Source organism: Labrys sp. Lb11, assembly GCF_057554225.1.
The window spans coordinates 358,609-376,889 of sequence record NZ_BAAJOT010000007.1 but is presented as its reverse complement, the minus strand read 5'-3'; the positions used below and the strand labels follow the sequence as shown (position 1 = coordinate 376,889).

The 18,281-nt window shown below is 67.5% G+C and carries 17 protein-coding genes, 1 tRNA gene and 1 pseudogene; 6 read left to right on the top strand and 13 right to left on the bottom strand.

Features of this window, described 5'->3' with window-relative positions; genetic code table 11:
* Nucleotide 1 precedes the first annotated feature (1 nt).
* The 5 genes from AC27L4_RS26720 to AC27L4_RS26700 form a co-directional block, all read right to left on the bottom strand.
* Entirely contained in the window at nt 2-1,267 is a 1,266-nt protein-coding gene (locus AC27L4_RS26720; RefSeq protein ID WP_487145612.1) for an efflux RND transporter periplasmic adaptor subunit, read from the bottom strand.
* A gap of 13 nt (nt 1,268-1,280) precedes the next feature.
* On the bottom strand, nt 1,281-2,705 hold the full coding sequence (locus tag AC27L4_RS26715; protein WP_487145611.1) for a DHA2 family efflux MFS transporter permease subunit: 1,425 nt from the start codon (nt 2,703-2,705) through the stop codon (nt 1,281-1,283).
* Nucleotides 2,702-3,298, bottom strand: a complete 597-nt coding sequence (locus tag AC27L4_RS26710) for a TetR/AcrR family transcriptional regulator (protein WP_487145609.1) — start codon at nt 3,296-3,298, stop codon at nt 2,702-2,704. The genes AC27L4_RS26715 and AC27L4_RS26710 overlap by 4 nt, the downstream gene beginning before the upstream one ends.
* Before the next feature lie 296 nt (nt 3,299-3,594).
* Nucleotides 3,595-4,371, bottom strand: a complete 777-nt coding sequence (gene modA / locus AC27L4_RS26705) for a molybdate ABC transporter substrate-binding protein (RefSeq protein WP_487145608.1) — start codon at nt 4,369-4,371, stop codon at nt 3,595-3,597.
* A gap of 102 nt (nt 4,372-4,473) precedes the next feature.
* Nucleotides 4,474-5,382, bottom strand: coding sequence for a LysR family transcriptional regulator (locus AC27L4_RS26700; protein WP_487145607.1), 909 nt, complete (start codon nt 5,380-5,382; stop codon nt 4,474-4,476).
* Between the two features lie 110 nt (nt 5,383-5,492).
* On the opposite strand from AC27L4_RS26700, the gene AC27L4_RS26695 reads away from it, so the two are divergent.
* Nucleotides 5,493-6,569, top strand: a complete 1,077-nt coding sequence (locus AC27L4_RS26695; protein ID WP_487145606.1) for an alkene reductase — start codon at nt 5,493-5,495, stop codon at nt 6,567-6,569.
* Nucleotides 6,570-6,867: 298 nt separating this feature from the next.
* Here AC27L4_RS26695 and msrA read toward each other — a convergent pair whose 3' ends face one another.
* Complete coding sequence (gene msrA, locus AC27L4_RS26690) at nt 6,868-7,524, bottom strand: peptide-methionine (S)-S-oxide reductase MsrA (protein ID WP_487145605.1); 657 nt, start codon at nt 7,522-7,524, stop codon at nt 6,868-6,870.
* 77 nt (nt 7,525-7,601) lie between these two features.
* The gene (locus AC27L4_RS26685) at nt 7,602-7,922 is read right to left on the bottom strand and encodes a PetM family of cytochrome b6f complex subunit 7 (RefSeq protein ID WP_487145604.1); all 321 of its coding nucleotides are present in this window, start codon (nt 7,920-7,922) and stop codon (nt 7,602-7,604) included.
* A 290-nt stretch (nt 7,923-8,212) separates the two neighbouring features.
* Here AC27L4_RS26685 and AC27L4_RS26680 point away from each other — a divergent pair.
* A tRNA-Ser gene (locus AC27L4_RS26680) sits at nt 8,213-8,302 on the top strand.
* On the opposite strand, the pseudogene AC27L4_RS26675 reads toward AC27L4_RS26680, so the two are convergent.
* The 4 genes and pseudogenes from AC27L4_RS26675 to AC27L4_RS26660 form a co-directional block, all read right to left on the bottom strand.
* A pseudogene (locus AC27L4_RS26675) lies at nt 8,273-9,109 on the bottom strand (recombinase zinc ribbon domain-containing protein); the annotation flags it as partial. The gene AC27L4_RS26680 and the pseudogene AC27L4_RS26675 sit on opposite strands and share 30 nt — an antisense overlap.
* Before the next feature lie 72 nt (nt 9,110-9,181).
* Nucleotides 9,182-9,514 carry a type II toxin-antitoxin system HicB family antitoxin gene (locus tag AC27L4_RS26670; RefSeq protein ID WP_487145603.1) on the bottom strand — a complete coding sequence of 111 codons (333 nt, stop codon included), beginning with the start codon at nt 9,512-9,514 and terminating at the stop codon, nt 9,182-9,184.
* The gene (locus AC27L4_RS26665) at nt 9,511-10,047 is read right to left on the bottom strand and encodes a type II toxin-antitoxin system HicA family toxin (protein WP_487145601.1); all 537 of its coding nucleotides are present in this window, start codon (nt 10,045-10,047) and stop codon (nt 9,511-9,513) included. The genes AC27L4_RS26670 and AC27L4_RS26665 overlap by 4 nt, the downstream gene beginning before the upstream one ends.
* Before the next feature lie 206 nt (nt 10,048-10,253).
* Nucleotides 10,254-11,255, bottom strand: coding sequence for a GlxA family transcriptional regulator (locus AC27L4_RS26660; protein ID WP_487145600.1), 1,002 nt, complete (start codon nt 11,253-11,255; stop codon nt 10,254-10,256).
* 196 nt (nt 11,256-11,451) lie between these two features.
* Between AC27L4_RS26660 and AC27L4_RS26655 the strand changes: the two genes are divergently transcribed.
* Nucleotides 11,452-12,195 (top strand): outer membrane protein, encoded by a 744-nt coding sequence (locus AC27L4_RS26655; RefSeq protein ID WP_487145599.1) that lies wholly within the window; start codon nt 11,452-11,454, stop codon nt 12,193-12,195.
* A gap of 74 nt (nt 12,196-12,269) precedes the next feature.
* Nucleotides 12,270-13,043, top strand: coding sequence for an SDR family NAD(P)-dependent oxidoreductase (locus tag AC27L4_RS26650; protein WP_487145598.1), 774 nt, complete (start codon nt 12,270-12,272; stop codon nt 13,041-13,043).
* Nucleotides 13,044-13,418: 375 nt separating this feature from the next.
* Here AC27L4_RS26650 and AC27L4_RS26645 read toward each other — a convergent pair whose 3' ends face one another.
* On the bottom strand, nt 13,419-13,688 hold the full coding sequence (locus AC27L4_RS26645; protein WP_487145597.1) for an I78 family peptidase inhibitor: 270 nt from the start codon (nt 13,686-13,688) through the stop codon (nt 13,419-13,421).
* A gap of 302 nt (nt 13,689-13,990) precedes the next feature.
* Nucleotides 13,991-14,899: a LysR substrate-binding domain-containing protein gene (locus tag AC27L4_RS26640; RefSeq protein WP_487145596.1), complete on the bottom strand. Its 909-nt coding sequence runs from the start codon at nt 14,897-14,899 to the stop codon at nt 13,991-13,993.
* A gap of 13 nt (nt 14,900-14,912) precedes the next feature.
* Here AC27L4_RS26640 and AC27L4_RS26635 point away from each other — a divergent pair, with 13 nt between their 5' ends.
* Complete coding sequence (locus AC27L4_RS26635) at nt 14,913-16,376, top strand: FAD-binding oxidoreductase (protein ID WP_487145595.1); 1,464 nt, start codon at nt 14,913-14,915, stop codon at nt 16,374-16,376.
* Nucleotides 16,377-16,666: 290 nt separating this feature from the next.
* On the top strand, nt 16,667-18,208 hold the full coding sequence (locus tag AC27L4_RS26630) for an FAD-dependent oxidoreductase (RefSeq protein WP_487145593.1): 1,542 nt from the start codon (nt 16,667-16,669) through the stop codon (nt 18,206-18,208).
* Nucleotides 18,209-18,281: the final 73 nt, after the last annotated feature.

Below are 18,281 nucleotides of genomic sequence, written 5' to 3'. Positions count from 1 at the left end.
CTCAGCTCTTCGGCGCGGTGGGGTTGGCGGCGGTGTCGGCGGCCGGTTGCCTGGCGACGATCGGGGCGCCGTCGACCAGCCGGAGCTGGCCGTCGATCACCACGGCATCGCCCGGCGACAGGCCCGAGGTGACGATGGTGTCCTGGCCCGAGCTGCGCGTGATCGACACCGGCCGGAGCCGGGCGGTCTTGCCGTCCTGGACGGCGAAGACGTAGGGGCCCTGCTGGCCGAGCTGCAAGGCCGTGGTCGGCACCGTCAGCACGTCGCCCTTGGGCGCGATCACCACCTCGACCCGCACATAGGCGCCCGGCCAGAGGACGTCGTCGCCGTTCGGCACCTTGGCCTTGACGCCGACCGTGCCGGTGGTGACGTCGATGGTGTTCTCGATGAAGGCGACCGAGCCGGAGACCGTCGTCTTGCCCTGGGTGACGTCGACGCGGACATCGCCCTCGGCCAGCGCCTCGCGCAGCTCCGCCAGGCGCGTCTGCGGGATGGCGAAGGCGACCTGGACCGGGTCCATCTGGTTGAGCGTGGCGAGCGGAGCCGAGTCGGCGGCGCGGACGATGGCGCCGGGCTTCATCGGGATCGAGCCGATGCGGCCGGCGACCGGCGCGGTGATGACGGTGTAGCTGAGCTGGGTGTTGGCGGCGTCGCGCGCGGCTTCGTCGATGGCGAGCTGGGCCTGGACGGTCTTGAGCGCGGTCGCCGCGGTGTCGCGGGTGACGACGCTGCCGGCGTTGGTCTTGAGCAGGTCCTGGGCGCGGCGCAGGTCGTTCTGGGCCTGCTCGATCTGCGCCTGGTCCTTGGCGATCTGGGCCTCGATCTGGGCGAGCTGGGCCCGGATGGCCCGGTCGTCGAGCGTGAACAGCGGGTCGCCGGCCTTCACCCGGGCGCCCTCGGCGACGTCGACCGTGGCGATCTGGCTGTCGAGGCGGGGGCGCAGGGCGATCGAGGCGACGGCCTGGACGGTGCCGACCGCGTCGATGGTCACCGGCACGGCCTTGGTCTCGGCCTTGGCCAGCACCACCGGCACGGGCGCGGCGCCGCCGCGGCCGCCCGGCTTGGGCGCCGCGTCGGGCTTGGCGGCGTCGGCGGACCTGCCGGCGTCGGCGGGCGCGGCGAGCTCAGCCAGGCCGGGGACGGCGGCCAGCACCTTGGCGGAGGCGGGCACCAGCCTGACCATGGCGGGCACCACGGTCGCGCGCTGCCACCAGGCGAGGCCGGCGACGGCAGCGAGCACGAGGAGCCATGCAGCGAGGCGTTTCATAGCGTCGTCACCGTCAAAGTCGGGTCGGGGCGGGGGCGAGCATGTCGCTCCCCGCATTGCGCGGCATGCGCAGGAACATCAGGGTGGAGAGGGCGGCGATGCCGCCGACCATCAGGAAGACCGGCGGGAACATCGGCGCCGTCAACGCCTGCGAGCCCGTCAGGTGCTGCGAGGCTTCCAGACCCAGCGCCGCCACCGAAACGCCCACGGAACCGGAGAGTTCCTGCAGCACCGAGGTGAAGCTGGTCACCCGGCCCATCAGATGGTCGGGCACCTCGGCGACGGCCGAGACGTTGATGCTGGTGAACTGCAGCGAGCGCAGGAAGCCGCCGGCGAGCAGCGTCGCGGCGATCAGAACCACGGGCATGCCGGCGTGGAACAGGGCCGGCGCGGCGATGAAGGCCGCCGACAGCGGCGCGTTGATCACCAGCACGCCGCGGAAGCCGAAGCGGCGCAGCACCGTGGAGGCGAGCGTCTTCATCGCCATGGCGCCGAGGCCGGTGGACAGCGTCAGCATGCCGGATTCGAACGGCGTGAAGCCGAAGCCGAGCTGGAACAGCAGCGGCAGCAGGAAGGGCGTGGCGCCGACGCCGACGCGAAACAGGAAGCCGCCGAGGACAGCCGAGCGGAAAGTGGGGAAGCGCAGCAGCTTCAGCTCGATGATCGGCGCCTCGCAGCGCAGGGCATGGCGCACGAACAGCACGAGCAGCAGCGCGCCGGCGGCGGCGACCAGGCCCGTCGTGCCCGGTTCGACCAGGCCGAGGCCGGCCAGCGTCGCCCCGGTCAGCAGGGCGGCGAGGCCCGGGCCGACCAGGATGAAGCCGATCAGATCGAAGGGCCGGCGTTCGTCCTCGCGCACGTTCGGCACGAAGATGGTGGCGAGCACGATGCCGATCAGGGCGATCGGGATGTTGATCCAGAAGATCCAGCGCCAGCTGAAATAGGTGGTGATGAAGCCGCCGAGCGGCGGCCCGGTGACGGGGCCGAGCAGGGCGGGGATGGTCAGCCAGGCCATGGCGTTGACCAGGTCGTGCTTGGGCGTGGTCTTGAGGATGATCAGGCGGCCGACCGGCACCATCATCGCCCCGCCCATGCCCTGCAGCACGCGGGCGGCGACGAGTTCGGCCAGGCCGTTGGACAGGCCGCAGCCGATCGAGCCGGCGCAGAACACGACGATGGCGGCGCGGAACACGGTGCGTGCCCCGAAGCGGTCGGCCATCCAGCCGGAGGCGGGGATGAAGATGGCGAGCGCCAGGAGGTAGCTGGTCAGGGCGAGCTTGAGCTGCACCGGGCTGGTGCCGAAGTCGCGGGCGATGGTCGGCAGCGCCGTGGAGAGCACCGTCGCATCGAGGTTCTCCATGAACAGGCCCGTGGCGATGATCACCGGCAGCAGGCGCCCCTGCGGCAACAGGCTGGCGGGAGTGACGGCCAGGGTCACGCCGCGGCCTCCGGAGCCAGGCCGGAGAAGGCGAACTCGACCACGGCGGCGGTGATGCCGTCCTCGTCGGTCAGCGTCGAGGCGGCGCCGCTGCGCACCAGCCCGACCAGGAAGCGCGCCGCCACGGCCGGGTCGACGCCGCGCGCCTCGCCCCGGGCCTGGCCTTCCGCGATCAGCTCGGCGATGCGTTGTTCGATGCGGCCGCGATGCGGGCGGAAGACCTGCTGCTTCCAGGTCAGGCTGCGGTCGAGATCGCTCATCGGGATGACGTGGTCGCGGAAGGTGGGCACCATCTCGCCGACCAGGCGGGTGAGGCGCTCGCGCAGGGAGCCTGGGACGAGCAGCACCGCGTCCAGGCGCGCCTCGAGATCGTCGAGCGGCCGGGCCAGGGCGGCGGCGAACAGCGCCTCCTTGCTCTCGAAATAGCGATAGATCGTCGGCTTGCCGATGCCGGCTTCGAAGGCGATGTCCTCGACCGAGGCGGAGTCGTAGCCCAGCCGGGCGAAGACGCGGCCGGCCGCGTCCAGCAGGCTGGCGCGGCGCAGGTCCCGCCAGCGCTCCTCCTTGGGTTCGATGTCGTGGATCTGCGCCATGGCGGGCTCCGGCTGTCGCGGAAGATCGTAACCGCGGGTTTCGAATGGAACCCGCGAGTTTCGTTTGACCGGGAACTGTGGTGGAATTGTGCGGTATGCCGAGCATCATGCGACAGGCTGCCGGCATGATGTTGCACAAATGTGTGATGAGTGTTGCGGCAATGTAAAGTTCAGCGCGGCGGCCCGCTCCGGCCTCCCGAAACGCGGATCGGCGCGCCGGCCAGGGGCCGGCGCGCCGAGGGAAGGACTGGCGGTCGGCGCGACGGACGGGGCCCGCGCGCCGGGAGGTCGGCGTGCTATTTCGGCTCGGTGAACCCGGCTTCGGCGAAGATCGCGCGGACGGCCGGGCTCGCCAGGCAGGCGAGGAAGGCGGCGGCCTGCGGGTTCTTCGAGGCGGCGGTGACCGCGAAGGGATAGATGATCGGGGCGTGGCTGTCCTGCGGGAAGGTGGCGATCACCTTCACCTTGGGATCCGACTTGGCGTCGGACGCATAGACGATGCCGAACCTGGCCTCGCCGCGGGCGACCAGCGCCAGCGCGGCGCGCACGTTCTCGGCCTGGGCCAGCCTGGGCTCGACAGCCTGCCAGATGCCGAGCTTCTCCAGCGAGGCCTTGGCATACTTGCCGGCCGGCACGCTCTTGACCTCGCCGGTGGCGATCCGCCCGTCGCCGACGGCGCCGGCAAGGTCGACGCCCGGCTTCAAGTCGATCGTGGCGTCGGAATCGGCCGGGGCGATCAGCACCAGGGCGTTGCCGAGGAGGTTGCGGCGGGTGTCCTCCTTGATCAGGTGCTTCTTGGCGCCGTAGTCCATCCAGTCGAGGTCGGCGGAGGCGAAGAGGTCGGCGGGCGCGCCGGCCTCGATCTGCTTCATCAGAACCGAGGAGGCGGCGTAGGAGATCGCGGGCGCCTTGTCGCCCTCGGCCTTGCACTTGGCCGCGGCCGCGTCGAGCGGACCCTTGAGGCTGGCCGCCGCGAAGATGGTGAGCGGCGCCTCCTCGGCGCGGGACGCGGTGGCGACGCCGGCCAGGAGGGCGACGGCGAGCAGGGCACGGCTGGCAAACGAGAAGGGCATAGGGCCTGGATCCGGTTTCGAGATGGTTATGTCTTTACGGATATAACGGGGGGCGGCAACAATCAACCGGAGGTGAGTCACCGCAAGCGACCGATCCCGCGATCAGAACTCGCCCCGTTCGGCGCGCGCCGCGAGCTCATCGACAACGAGCCGCACTCTGGGCAGCATCTGGCGGCGAAGCGGCCAGATGACGCAAACCGGCGTGGTCCCGCTGGAAGCCCCGCTCAACACCGGCACGAGGCCGCCCGTCGCGACATGGCCCCGAACCAGGGATTCCGGCATCTGGCAGAAGCCGAAGCCCGACAGGGCCATTTTGATGACCGCGTCGCCGTCGCCGCACAGATGGGTGGCGGGCGGGTCGAATTCCATCGGCCGCCCCTGGTCGTCGCGGAAGTGCCACCGGGCATGCCGCCCCTCGCGGCTTCCGACGATGCAGGCATGATCCCTGAGCTGGGGCACCGTGACGGGCGCGCCGGCGCGATCGATATAAGACGGGGCCGCGCACACGAGGAGGGACTGCTCTCCCAGTTTCCGGGCGGCGACGTCCAGACGATCCGGAGGATTGCCGAACCTGATACAGAGATCGACGCCGTCCTCGATCGGATCGATGAGGCGGTCGGAGAAAGACGCGGACAGTCGAAGATCGGGATGCCGGCGCAGGATATCGAGCAGGACGGGAAGCGCCACCGCCCGGCCGAAGGCCGCGGGCATGTCGACCCGCAGAATACCACGCAGGCTGCCGGCACGCGATCGCGCCGCGATTTCGGCATCGCGGATCTGTTCGACGGCGGCATTGCATTGCTCGAAGAAGGCTGCGCCTTCGGCCGTGAGCATCAGCCGGCGGGTCGTCCGGTGCAAGAGCTTCACATCGAGCCGCTCCTCCAGCTGGGCGACCGATTTGGCGACCGCGGATTTCGTCACCCCGAGGTCCCGCGCGGCGGCCGTGAACGAGCCTGATTTCACGGACCGGAGGAAGACCTCGATTCCGGAAAGATGGACGGGAGAGGCCAAGACGCACCTGCCATTGAAGAGTTGAAGTCTACAAAATGGCGATCGGACGCGGGATTGTCCATGATGCGGCGCAAGATTACGGTCCGGCCGACATTTGACAGGAGTTGCACGTGTCGTCCCTTTTCCAGCCTCTCAAGATCGGCTCGCTCGAGCTTCCCAACCGTATCGTCATGGCTCCGCTCACCCGCAAGCGCTCGGGGCGCGACCGGGTGCCCAATTCCCTGATGGCCGAATATTATCAGCAGCGGGCCGGAGCCGGCCTGATCCTCAGCGAGGCGACATCCGTGTCGCCGCAGGGCGTCGGCTACCGGGGCACGCCGGGCATCTGGAACAACGCGCAAGTCGAGGGCTGGAGGCTCGTCACCAAGGCGGTGCATGACGTCGCCGGGCGCATATTCCTCCAGCTCTGGCATGTCGGCCGCATCTCCGATCCCGAGCTTCTCGACGGCGAGCTGCCCGTCGCGCCGAGCGCGGTCCAGGCTGCGGGGCACGTCTCCTCCCTGAGGCCGAAGCGCCCTTACCGGGTGCCGCGTCCGCTCGAGACCGAAGAGGTGGCCGGCATTGTCGATGACTTCCGGCGCGGCGCCGAGAATGCCAGGAGGGCGGGATTCGACGGCGTCGAACTTCACGCCGCCAACGGCTACCTGATCGACCAGTTCCTGCAGGACAAGACGAACCTTCGGACCGACCGCTATGGCGGTTCGGTCGAAAATCGTGCCCGCTTTCTCATGGAGATCGTGGATGCGGTCAGCGCGGTCTGGGGGGCCGGCCGGGTCGGCGTTCATCTCAGGCCCCGAGGCGAAGAGCACGACATGGGCGACAGCGATCCAAAGGCGATCTTCGGGTATGTCGCTGACGAACTGAGGAAGCGCGAGGTGGCCTTCATCTTCGTCCGTGAAATCGAAGCGGGCGACAGCCTTCTCGGCGAGATCAAGCGGCGCTTCGGCGGGCCGGTCATCGCGAACGAACGCATGACCAAGGCGGATGGCGAGCGTTTCCTGGCCGCCGGATTGGCCGATGCCCTGGCTTTCGGCCGGGATTACATCGCGACTCCCGATCTCGCCGAACGGCTGGAACGGGGGCTGCCGCTGAACAGGCCGGACAAGGATACGTTCTACGCCGACGGCGCCGCCGGCTACACGGACTATCCGCGCCTGGTGCCGCCGCGGCCTGCGGAAGCGCGGTAGATCGCGGCACGGCGGCCGCCCGGTCGGCGCGGGAGGGCAAGGCGCATACGGACGGGGTCCCGGTTCGCGAGCGCGCACCGGCCCGTCTTCCCGACCTGCCCCTTCGCGTTTCCGCGGCAGGCCGGCCACGGCGCAGGGCCGCCTCGCGCGTGCGGGCGGCGGAACCATGGGTCGACCTGACCCGCCACGGCCGCCAGCGGGCCGCGAAGGCGGGTCGACGCCAATTCCGGTTGGAACCACGACGCCGGGACCCGCGGCGGAGCCCTGCCTGCCGCCGCCGATCCCCGAGCCGGACGGTCTATTCGGCCGCGACCGGCACCCCGACCGGGCAGGACACGCCGGTGCCCCCGAGCCCGCAATAGCCGCCGGGATTCCTGGCGAGATATTGCTGGTGGTAGTCCTCGGCGAAGTAGAAGGGCGGGGCGTCGACGATCTCGGTGGTGATCGGGCCGTAGCCCTTGGCGGCGAGCGCCCGGGCGTAGCTGTCGCGGACGCGGGTGGCGACGGCGCGCTGCGCCTCGTCCATGACATAGATGCCCGAACGGTACTGCGTGCCGATGTCGTTGCCCTGGCGCATGCCCTGGGTCGGGTCGTGCGATTCGAAGAACAGCCGGACCAGCTGCTCGAAGCTGACCTGCCTGGGATCGAACACCACCTGCACCACCTCGTTGTGGCCGGTGAGGCCGGTGCAGGTCTCCTCATAGGTCGGGTTCGGCGTCAGGCCGCCGGCATAGCCGACCGCCGTGACCAGCACGCCCGGGCTCTGCCAGAACTTGCGTTCCGCCCCCCAGAAGCAGCCGAGGCCGAACAGCGCCGTCTCCGCCCCCTCGGGGTAGGGACCTTTCAGCGGCTGGCCGTTGACGAAATGGCGCTCGGCGGTGGCGATCGGCGTGGCGCGGCCGGGCAGGGCCTCGTCGGCGGTGGGCAGGGCGGTCTTCTTGCGGAACGAGAACATGTCACACTCCTCTCCTGACGGCGCTATGTGGCGATCGGGGACCGGCCGGCGCAAGGTGCGGGCGGTTCACCATCGCGTCATCCGCGGACGACGTAGCCGATGCGCGAGCGCGGCCGGCGGCCGAGCCACAGCAAGAGCGCGGCCAGCAGCAGCAGCGCCAGGAACAGCGGCAGCGCCAGCAGCGGGGCGGCGACGGCGTTCCACAAGAGCGGGCTGAAGGTCGCCTGCGCCGCTTCCTGGACCGAGGCGAGACGGGCCTCGCCGAGATAAGCCCAGGCGCCGCCGATGCTCTGGGCATGCAGGGCACCGTCGGCGATGGATCTGGCGCCGTCGATGACGAAGGCGACGAAGGCGCCCGCCGCGAACAGCAGGCCGAGGAAACGCGCGAGGAACCGCATGACGCCGAACTTCCGATCGATCGCCGCCAGACTAAGCAGCTTCTCGTGGCTCCCGCCACGATTGATTTGGCATTTTTCAATGCAAGATCAAAGCTGCTCGGACGTACAAGCGCAAGCCGGTTCGAGACAACCCGCCCGTGGGCCGCGCCGCCCGTGGGCCGCGCCGCCCGTGCCCAAGCCGGCCGATGTCCTCGTCGGCCGGGCCTGCCGGCGACGATCGTCATATTTCCGCGCGCAGCCGGCACGAAGCGGTTTACAAAACCGTTCGCCCTCGCCATAAGCACCGCGCCGGACAGGTGGCCGAGTGGTTGAAGGCGCACGCCTGGAAAGTGTGTATACGGGGAACCGTATCGCGGGTTCGAATCCCGCCCTGTCCGCCATTTCAGTCCTTGAGTGGGCACCGAGTTTACGCCGTTTTTCGCGGTGAGCGCCTGAAGCAGCCGGGTCTTTCGATCCCATGATCCGAACCTCGCCGTCTGCGACCTCGACGCGCTGGACGAGTGCGCGCAGGTGGTCGCGGCGGTAGCCGCCGCCTTCGAGCCGAATACGCTGGCGGGCGGTCGCGGCGAACTTGCGCAGCATCTGCGGCGTCACCGCCTTTTGCCCTGAGTTCTGGAGCATAGCCTGCGCCCGTTCGGCGTCGGCCTTGGCCTGATCGCGGATCGCCTTGAGGCCGTCGATGCGGTCTTCCAACGCCGGGTCGTCCAGATCGGCCACACCCGCCTCGATGGCGTCGTAGAGGCGCTTGAGGCGCAGTTCCGATTCGACGGCGCGCTTGTTCAGTTCGGCGATATGCTCGCGGCGGCGCTCGGCATGTTCTTCCCTAAGGTCAAGCGCGGCGGCAAGGACCGTTTCCAGCCGCTCGGGCTGGAGAAGCTGCTTCTCAAGGTGGTCGGCGACCAGATCGTCCAGCTGTCCATCGGCACCGCCATGCCTTCGCAGGCGGTCGGCCCCTGCCGGGCCTTCATCGAACAGGAGTAGTAGCGATAGCGCCCGCCCTTGCCGGTGCGGATGGTCGCCGATGCGCCGGGTTCGATGAAGGTCTCGACCAGGTGCAGGCCGCGTGCCTCGCAACAGGCTTCGCCCTGCCGCTTCTGGTCGGGGATGGAAACATCATGCTCGGCCTGCCGCACCGTCGAGACGCGCAGATAAAGGGCGGCGCGCAGCGGCACGGTGGAAATGGTCATACATAGTGTCTCCTTTTAAACCGGCGGGACCGAACGGTTTGGCCTCATGCACGCCCACGCGCAGCATGGCCGCTATTGAGCAGCCTCCCTGATGGTCCCGACGATCCATTCATTCAGGCTCTTGCCCGCTGCTGCTGCGGCAATGACTGCTGCAGCATGGTCGTCAGGGGTGAGGCGAACATTGAACTTGCCGGAGAACTTCCGGCGCGGCTCGATGCCCTTTTCCCGGCACATTTCGAGATAGACGGCCAGCGACTTGCGGCCTTCCTCGATCAGATCGTGGACGCTTTCGGCATAGAAGTCGGCCCCGCCATTCAGGCCGACAAACTCGCCGCGCAGCATCTGAATCTCGGGATCGAAAGCGATGACCGCCTTCTCGCCATTGATTTCAACGACATTGTTCATGGCCTTACTCCGTGTTCGTCCAGCCATTTACGGATGCTGGCAACCGCACCTTTGTCCGTATCCGGCGAAGGATGCGGGCGATGAAAGACGCGCACTTCGCCGAACAGGAACACGCCTATCCGTGAACCTTCCCGCTCGCTGACTTCCGCCCCGAGAGCTACAAACAGCGCCTCGATGTCGGCCCAGCGGATCGAGCCGTTGACCGGGCGGGCGAAGATCAGTTCCAGCGTGGCTCTGTGACGCTTTTTCATGGAGCATACAGTATCATTAATTAGTACCATCTTCAAATTCGATTTCGACCCCGACATTGCCACTCGGGCGTCGGGGCCGAACACTTCATCGAACAGGTCGCCGAACCATTGCTCGAACACCTCGATCTCGGCTTCCGTGACCGGAACGGGATCGGGCCAGTCGTCGGTCACGGTCCATGTGCTGAGGTCGTGCTTGGGCGGCCTGCCGGGAAACGGCCAAGGATAGCCCGGCCCATCCAGACGATCCTTGGAAACGTCGATGCCGACAAACCGAGCGCCCATCCGATCCCGTCCTTGCGCGAGCGGGCTTCGCCTCAGGCGGCCCAAGCGACTGTTCGGGGGCGATGGAACGGCGGGCGAAGACCCCGGCTCACCCACGGGCTTGGTGTCCCTCAGGCGCTTCGGTCCCCCGCTCGCCGCCGCTGCGGCGATCATGTCACAATCGGCATCTGGCAAGTTACGAGGCGAACACATGCGCCATAGTGCGACTAACCGACGTTCGCATTGCTGCCGTTTCGAAAACTCGCGCGATATCGTTGCGGCGTCACTCCAAGGTGGCGAATGAAAGCGCGCCTCATGCTGAGGATCGTACCGAAGCCGCATTGCTTGGCGACAGCCTGCGTGGGAATGTCGGTAGTCTCCATTTGCCGCCTGGCCGCGTCGAGACGAATGCGCTCGACATAGTCACGCGGAGTTTCATGAAGGGTTTCGGCAAACAGGCGTCGGAAATTTCGCTCGCTCATCCCGACGCGCGATGCGAGGGCCCCCGCGGTGAGGTCCTCGCAGAGGTGCGCCAAGGCCCAGTCCTGTGCTTTCCGAATGGACGGAGTCGAGCTGAACTGCGCCTGCAGGTGCGTGCTGAACTGCGATTGCCCGCCGGCACGCTTCAGAAACACGACCATGTTGCGAGCCACGTTCAACGCAAGCGTCTGCCCGCAGTCTTCTTCAATCAGGGCAAGAGCGAGATCGATTCCCGCTGAGATGCCGGCGGACGTATAGGTGCGGCCGTCACGCACGAAAATGCTGTCGGTATCGACCGTCGCCGACGGGAACTCTCGCGCGAGCAAGGGCGCGACGGCCCAATGGGTGGTGGCGCGCTTTCCATCGAGAAGGCCTGCCGCCGCGAGCGGAAAGGCGCCGGTGCAGATCGAGCCGTGCCGCCGGGCACGCGGCGCGGCCGCCCGCAGCCAATCCGTCAGCGACCGATCGCGTGAAGCGGCGGCCTGGCCGTTTCCTCCGGCAATCAGGAGGGTATCGATGGGGTCCTTCAAGTCGGAAAGAGCGTAGTTGGGGACAATGGAGAACTCCAATGAAGTCCTGACGGGCTCGACTGTCACAGCGGCGATCGATAATCGGTACAGTTCTTTGTTGGTCAGGAAATTCGCCATGGCAAATACCTCCATGGGCCCGCAGACATCCATCGCCATGACGTCCGGATAGACAAGAACCACGACGTGGCGTTGAGGGCTCATTGAAGCAGAAAAGTTCATTGCCTGCTCGACCTGTCTCGGCGTTCATACTTCACGGTTTCCTGGACCGTGGTCTGTGATTTTGAGGGGGCGAGGTCGGCTGAGTCAATTTCGAGATTGGCCGGACTTGACTCATCTTTGGCCGATAATGATCGCCTGTCCTGATGGCTCGCAATATCGATTTGCTATCTAATGGCGAAGCACTCCAGGGGAGGGGATGCGCAGACTGTCGAAGCGGTCGATCCTCGTTTTCCTGGTATTCTGTATTCGCTACCTTGGAGAACGGGCGATGCGTGGTAGTTGTCTCGGTGTTGTTGCAATGGTTATTTCTTGTCTGGCTGCGGGCAAAAGCTTCGCCGCCGACCTGCCCGAAGCGCCGCCCGCTCCCATTCCTTATGCGGCGATGTCCTGGACCGGCTTTTATGCGGGCGCATTCGCCGGTTATCATGACAGCCACCTGACCCAGGAAGGGTGCATGGGCCTGTGCCCGACATCTTCCGATGGTCCGAGCGGAGCCCTGCTCGGTATCCAGGGCGGTTTCGACTATCAATTCGCCAACAACATCGTGCTCGGGGCGTATGGCTGGATTCCGCTCCTGCGGCCCGAGAAGACGATCCATCTGGGGTTCGGGGCGGACTTCAAGGTCTCCCCGCAATTCGCGGCGATCGGCGGCATCCGCGCCGGCTATGCGATCGACCGTTTCCTGCCCTATCTGACCGGCGGCGTGGCGTATGCGAACGTCGATACGCGCTCGTTCGTCACCGGTGCCACACCGAGCAACGACCACTGGGGCTATATGATCGGCATCGGGGCCGAGTATGCCATTACCGACCATTGGTCCGTCGATGCGAAGTACATGTTCACGAGCCTTGGCAAGAAGGAGTATGACTTCGGCGGTGGATTCGAGAAATATGGCGAGAACTCGAACAATTTCGTCGCTGCCGTCAATTACCGCTTCTGAGGCGCGCGCCCCGATGCGCGGCGACCGGTCTTCGTCGGCAATACGTGTTGGAAGCGTGGGCGGTGGCTAGAGGGGTGCTGGAGGGCAAGGCCGCGATCGTGACGGGCGGAACGAGTGGCATCGGGCGGCGCATCGTCGAACTGTTCCGGGAGGAGGGCTGCGCGGTGCTCTTTACCGGGCGGGACGATGAGCGCGGCAAGGCCGTCGAGGCCGAGACGGGCGGCCTCTTTCTTCGGATCGATGCCACCCGCCCGGATCACGCCGAAAGGGTCGTTGCCGCCGCGCTCGCCGCCTTTGACCGTATCGACGTGCTCGTCAACAATGCCGGGAGCTCGGAGACGTGCGACACCGTGGAGAATACCTCCATCCAGGTGATGGAGGGTTCTTTCAGGCTTCACGTCGTGGCGCCGTGGCGGTTGATCGCCGAAACCGCGAAGGCCATGCGCGCCCGCGGCGGCGGAAGCGTCGTCAACATGTGCTCCGTGGCCGGCCAGCGCGTGGGAGCGAAGTCCGTGGCCTATTCGGCCAGCAAGGCCGCCCTGCTGCACCTGACCCGCTGCGCGGCCGCCGAATTCGGAAAGGACGGGATCCGGGTGAACTCGATATCGGCCGGCTTCATAGCAACGCCGATCCATACGAAAGGCATCGCGGCAAGCTCCGAGCGCAGGGAGGCGGTCGCCGGCTGCATCGCACAATTGTTCATGGCCAGACAATCCATCCGACGCGTCGGCGAGAGTTCCGACGTGGCCGAAGCGGCGCTCTTCCTCGCGAGCGCGGCATCGGGCTTCATCACAGGCGCCGACATCGTCTTGGACGGCGGCCTCATGTGGGGCCAGCCGCCGCCGTGAGAGCAGGCCGGACCGCCGCGTCTTCGGAGGCGGCGCCGTCGCCTCCGAAGACGCGCATCCTCGCTCCGGCGACCGCGTCAGGCGGCGTCCGGGACTAAGTGCTTCACCTCTATTTTGTGAAGCCACCCTGTGGACGAGATAGGCCCATGCCGGACTTGCCGCGACGCCGCGTCTTCCGGCCGGGGTCGCGCCTGGAGCACTTGTCCGCGGACGACGGCGTCAGGCCGCCTTCGCCTTTGAGACGCATGACGCGGGTGGCAGGGGGGCGGCGTCGTCGGCCCCGCCGCCGTCGATCTCCACGCGAGGAGACCGTCACGGCCCCGCCGTTCGCCGTCGAGCGTCCTGCGCGCCGTCGTCATGCGGGGCTGCGCGTGACTACCCGCAATATGCGCGCACGATCCTGCCGGTCTTCCGGCTGGTCTCGATGGTGACGCGCTCCTGCCGGAAGTCCATGGTCACGGCGTCGCCCGGCCGGATCTGCCGCACGAGGGATGCGCCCGTCATCTGCTTCGCCTGCGCATCGCCGATGCGGTTTTTCCCGACGAGGGCCTCCGCGGCGCCGGGCCGGCAGAGGCCGGGCGCGGCGTCCGCCTGCGCTCTCGACGCGGTGGTCTGGCAGGCTGCAAGCGGCAGGGCGGCGATCACCAGGCTTCCGGCGGCGAACAATCTCGGCTTCAAAGCAGTGCCTCCCTCGAAATGCGGACAATGATCGATGGAATCGCTACGGCATGCGGGTTCCGTCATATAAGGCAACGCGTCCCGAAAGTCGCGAGCTCGAAGTTCCAGGTCGCGGCGCCGTCCGTCCCGCCCTTCCGGGGAATGTCGGGACGTCCGTGTGCGGGCGGTCATGGCGGACCGGGGGAGGGGCCGGATGGCACGGCGCCAAGCCGCCCGTGTTCCCGGCGCGCCGTCGAGCCGGTTGCCGGCGGGGGCCGATACCGGGACGGCTATCCAACCGCCTGCACCCAATTGCAGAATGCTCTTATGGCCTTTTCGCGTGGATGGCTGCGGCTGCGGACGACGTAGAAGTCGTAGCCGGGCAGCCCCAGGTCGAATGCTCTCACGAGCGTTCCGGCAGCCAGGTCCTGCGCCACGAGCGCGTCGCTGAAAATGCCGATTCCCTGGCCGGCGACGACCGCCTCGATGGCGTGCAGTTCTTCCCGGAAGCTCAGGTGCTGCATCTCCTTGAAGTCGGGCACCGGCCGCCATTTTTCCCGGGCCAGGGCGAGCCATTTCTGCCATGTGGGCGGGTCGCGGTCGCCCGGCCCCCAATAGGAGTGCACGAGAATATGCTCCTTGAGATCGAGAGGCTGCCTGAGACGGCCGGACGCCAGCAGTCGAGGGCTGCAGACCGGCCAGAAGGTGTCGCTCAGGAACCCCTCGGCAAGGCCGTCCGTCGGTGCCGTCCGGCTCGTGGCGTAGCGAATGGCGACATCGCTGTCCCCGGCCCTCAGGTCGAGAACGCTGTCGGTCCCGATGATGTCGAGCGGCACCTCCGGATGCAGCTTCCTCCAGGCCGGCAAGCGTGGCACCAGCCAGCGGCTGGCGAACGCATTGGTGGTCGTCACCCGGAGAGGCTGCAGGTCGCCGTCGCGCTTGACCGCGGCAATGGCCGTCGCAAACGCCTCCAGCCCGGCGCGGACGGCCGGGAACAGCTTCGCTCCGGCATCGGTGAGCGACAGGGGACGCGGCCGCCTGCGGAACAGGGCGCGGCCGCAATAGCGCTCCAGCAACCGGATCTGGTGGCTGATCGCCGTCGGCGTCACGCCGAGCTCCGCGGCGGCCTTCGTGAAACTCAGATGCCGGGCGGCGGCGTCGAAGGCGCGCAGCTCGATGAGGGGCGGCAGCTTCTCCATGGCGGCAATGTAGATGAAAACGATTCATCTTCGGCGGAATTCTTCGCGTTTGCTCTGTCCGAGGCGAGATGGGATGAGTTGCCTCGAGCCGAGGAGGAACGCCATGTCGATCCCATCCGTTGACGGCGCTGCGGCCGAGCTTGCCGCGAGCTTCGGGGGACAGCTTCTGACACCTGCCGATGCGGGATACGAAGACGCCAGGAAGGTCCATAACGGCCTGGTCGACAAGCGACCCGCATTGATCGCCCGCTGCCGCGGCGTGGCGGACGTCGTCGATGCCGTCCAGGTTGCCCGGAGGCTCGGGCTCGAAGTCGCCGTTCGCGGCGGCGGTCACAACGTGGCGGGCCGCGCGACCATCGACGGCGGCGTCATGATCGACCTGAGCCCGATGAAAGGCATTCATGTGGACCCCGGGAGCCGCACCGTGCGCGCGCAGGGCGGCGTCACCTGGGCCGAGCTCAATCGGGAGACGCAGCTGCATGGCCTGGCGGTGACGGGCGGCGTGGTCTCCAGCACCGGGATCGCCGGTCTCACGCTCGGCGGCGGCCTGGGCTGGCTGATGGGCAAATACGGCCTGGCCCTCGACAATCTCCGGTCGGTCGACCTCGTCACCGCGAGCGGCGAGGTCCTGCGGGCCGGCCAGGACGAGGCGCCGGACCTGTTCTGGGCGCTTCGCGGCGGAGGCGGAAACTTCGGCGTCGTCACCTCCCTCGAATATCGGCTGCATCCGGTCGGACCGACCGTCACGGCCGGTCCCATCGTCCATCCGATCGATCATGCGCGTGACCTGCTCGCGTTCTATCGGGACAGGACGCGGATGCTCGCGGACGAGCACACGCTGTTTGCCACGCTGACGCATGCGCCCGACGGGTCCGGCGCGGAAGTGGCGGCGCTGGTCACGTGTCATTGCGGTTCGCCGGCCGACGCCGAGGAGGCCATGCGGCCGCTGAAGCAGTTCGGTCCTCCCCTCCTGGATGCGGTCGGCCCGATGCCCTACTGCCGGCTCAACAGCATGCTCGACGCCGGCTACCCCAAGGGGGCGCTCAACTACTGGAAGTCGAATTTTCTCGCGGCGTTGAGCGACGCGGCGATCGACACCATGATCGATTGCTTCGGCCGTTGCCCGACGACGATGGGCCAGTTCCTCCTCGAACATGTTCACGGAGCGGCGACCCGGGTCGGCGTCGGCGACACGGCCTTCCCGCACCGCGAGGAGGGCTACAACTTCCTCGTGCTCGCGCAATGGACGCAGCCGGCGGAGACGGACCGCTGCGTCGCCTGGGCGCGCGAGACCTACGAAAGGATGCAGCCTTTCTTCGCCGCCGGCCGGTACGTCAACTATCTCGACGACGACGAGGCGGGCGATTCGGTCATCGGCGCCTACGGGCCCAACCTCCGCCGGCTGCAACGGATCAAGGCCAAGTACGACCCGAAGAATTTTTTCCGCATGAACCAGAACATCCGTCCCCTGGCCTGAGCGGCCGGCGGCGGGCTTGCATTTTATGACCCGCGGGTCATTATCGGGTTCATGCAGGGCACGGCGCCGTCACGGTCACAGGCTCCGCAGCCGAAGCGATCCCGCCGCAGGGACGAGCGCCCCCATGAAATCGTGGCGGCGGCCATCGGTCCTTTCGTCGGGCGCGGATGTGGCGCGACCCGGCCGAGCGCCGCCCGATCTCGCGAGGCTGGCGTCCCAGCACGCCGACGCGATTTTGAATCGGCATGGCGCTGCCGCGCTCCGGCGGTGAGGAACAAGGAGATCCTCCCGTGCGTCACGATGTCCTGATCGTGGGCGCCGGTCCGACCGGCCTCGCGCTTGCCCTCTGGCTGACGAAGCAGGGCCTGAAGGTGCGCATCGTCGACAGGAACAGCGGGCCGGGAACCGCCTCGCGTGCGATGGCGGTGCAGGCCCGGACGCTGGAACTGTATCGCCAGCTCGACATCGCCGATGCGGTCGTTGCCGCCGGCTATACGAACTTCAAGATCAACATCTGGGTCGGCGGCCAGCAAAGAACGCAGGTCTCGTTCAACGAGGCCGGCGCGGAGATGACGCCCTATCCGTTCGTGCTGGTCTTTCCGCAGGACCGGCACGAACGGCTGCTGGCCGATCGCCTCCGGGAACTGGGCGTCGCCGTCGAGCGCGGCACGGAATTCGTCGATTTCGCCGACAAGGGGGACCATGTCGTCGCCCGGCTGCGCAACGCGTCGGGGGCCGAATCCCATGTCGAGGCGCGTTATCTCGCCGGCTGCGACGGCGCGAGCTCGGTGATCCGGCACCAGATCGGCTCGGGCTATCCCGGCGGCACCTATGACAAGATGTTCTATGTCGCCGATGTCCGGCTGAAGGGGGCGGCCGCCAATGGCGAGACGCATCTGGCGCTCGACAAGGCCGACTTCATGGCCTGCCTGTCCTACGACGCCACCGGCAAGGCCCGGCTGATCGGCATCGTCGGCGCTCTCGATGAAGCCGCCGGGAAGGAACTGACCTTCGAGGATGTCGCCCATACGGCCATCGCGAACATGAAGCTCGAGATCGAGAACGTGAGCTGGTTCTCGACCTACCGCGTGCATCACCGCGTCACCGACCATTATCGGCACGGACGCGTGTTCCTGGTCGGCGACGCGGCCCATGTTCACAGCCCGGCCGGCGGCCAGGGCATGAACACCGGTATCGGCGATGCGATCAACCTGGCCTGGAAGCTGGCCGCTGTGATCCGCGGCGAGGCGCCCGACAGCCTGCTCGACAGCTACGAGGCCGAGCGGCGGGCCTTTGCGGTCAAGCTGGTCGATACGACCGACAGGATATTCTCGTTCGTCACCTCCGACGGGCCTTTCGCCGATTTCGTCCGCACCCGTATCGCGCCCGTCTTCATCCCGGCCGCCTATCACTTTGAAGGCGCGCGCGAGTTCATGTTCCGGCTCGTCTCGCAGACCCGGATCAGCTACAGCGACTGCGCCCTGAACGACGGCAGGGCCGGACGGGTTCACGGCGGCGACCGCCTGCCCTGGGTGCGAGCCGGCGGCGTCGACAATTACGACAGCCTCTCCAGCGTCGGCTGGCAGCTGCATGTCTATGGCGAGGTGCTCGACGATCTCGGGCCGTGGTGCGGGGAGCGCGGCATCGCGCTGCACGTGTTCGCCTGGACGCCGGAATACGGCAGGGCGGGGCTGGAGCGCGGCGCCGCCTATCTGCTTCGCCCGGATACCTACATCGCCTTTGCCGAAAGGCGCGCTTCGGCTGCGGCCATCGAGCAATACCTCGCAGGCCGGCGGATCAGGCTTGCGTCGGCTTCCCGACAGGACAGGTGAAGATGCCGTCTCGTCGTTGATCCCCAATCGCTCCTGCCTGCGGCACGGCGTTTCGACGCAGAGACGAACGGCG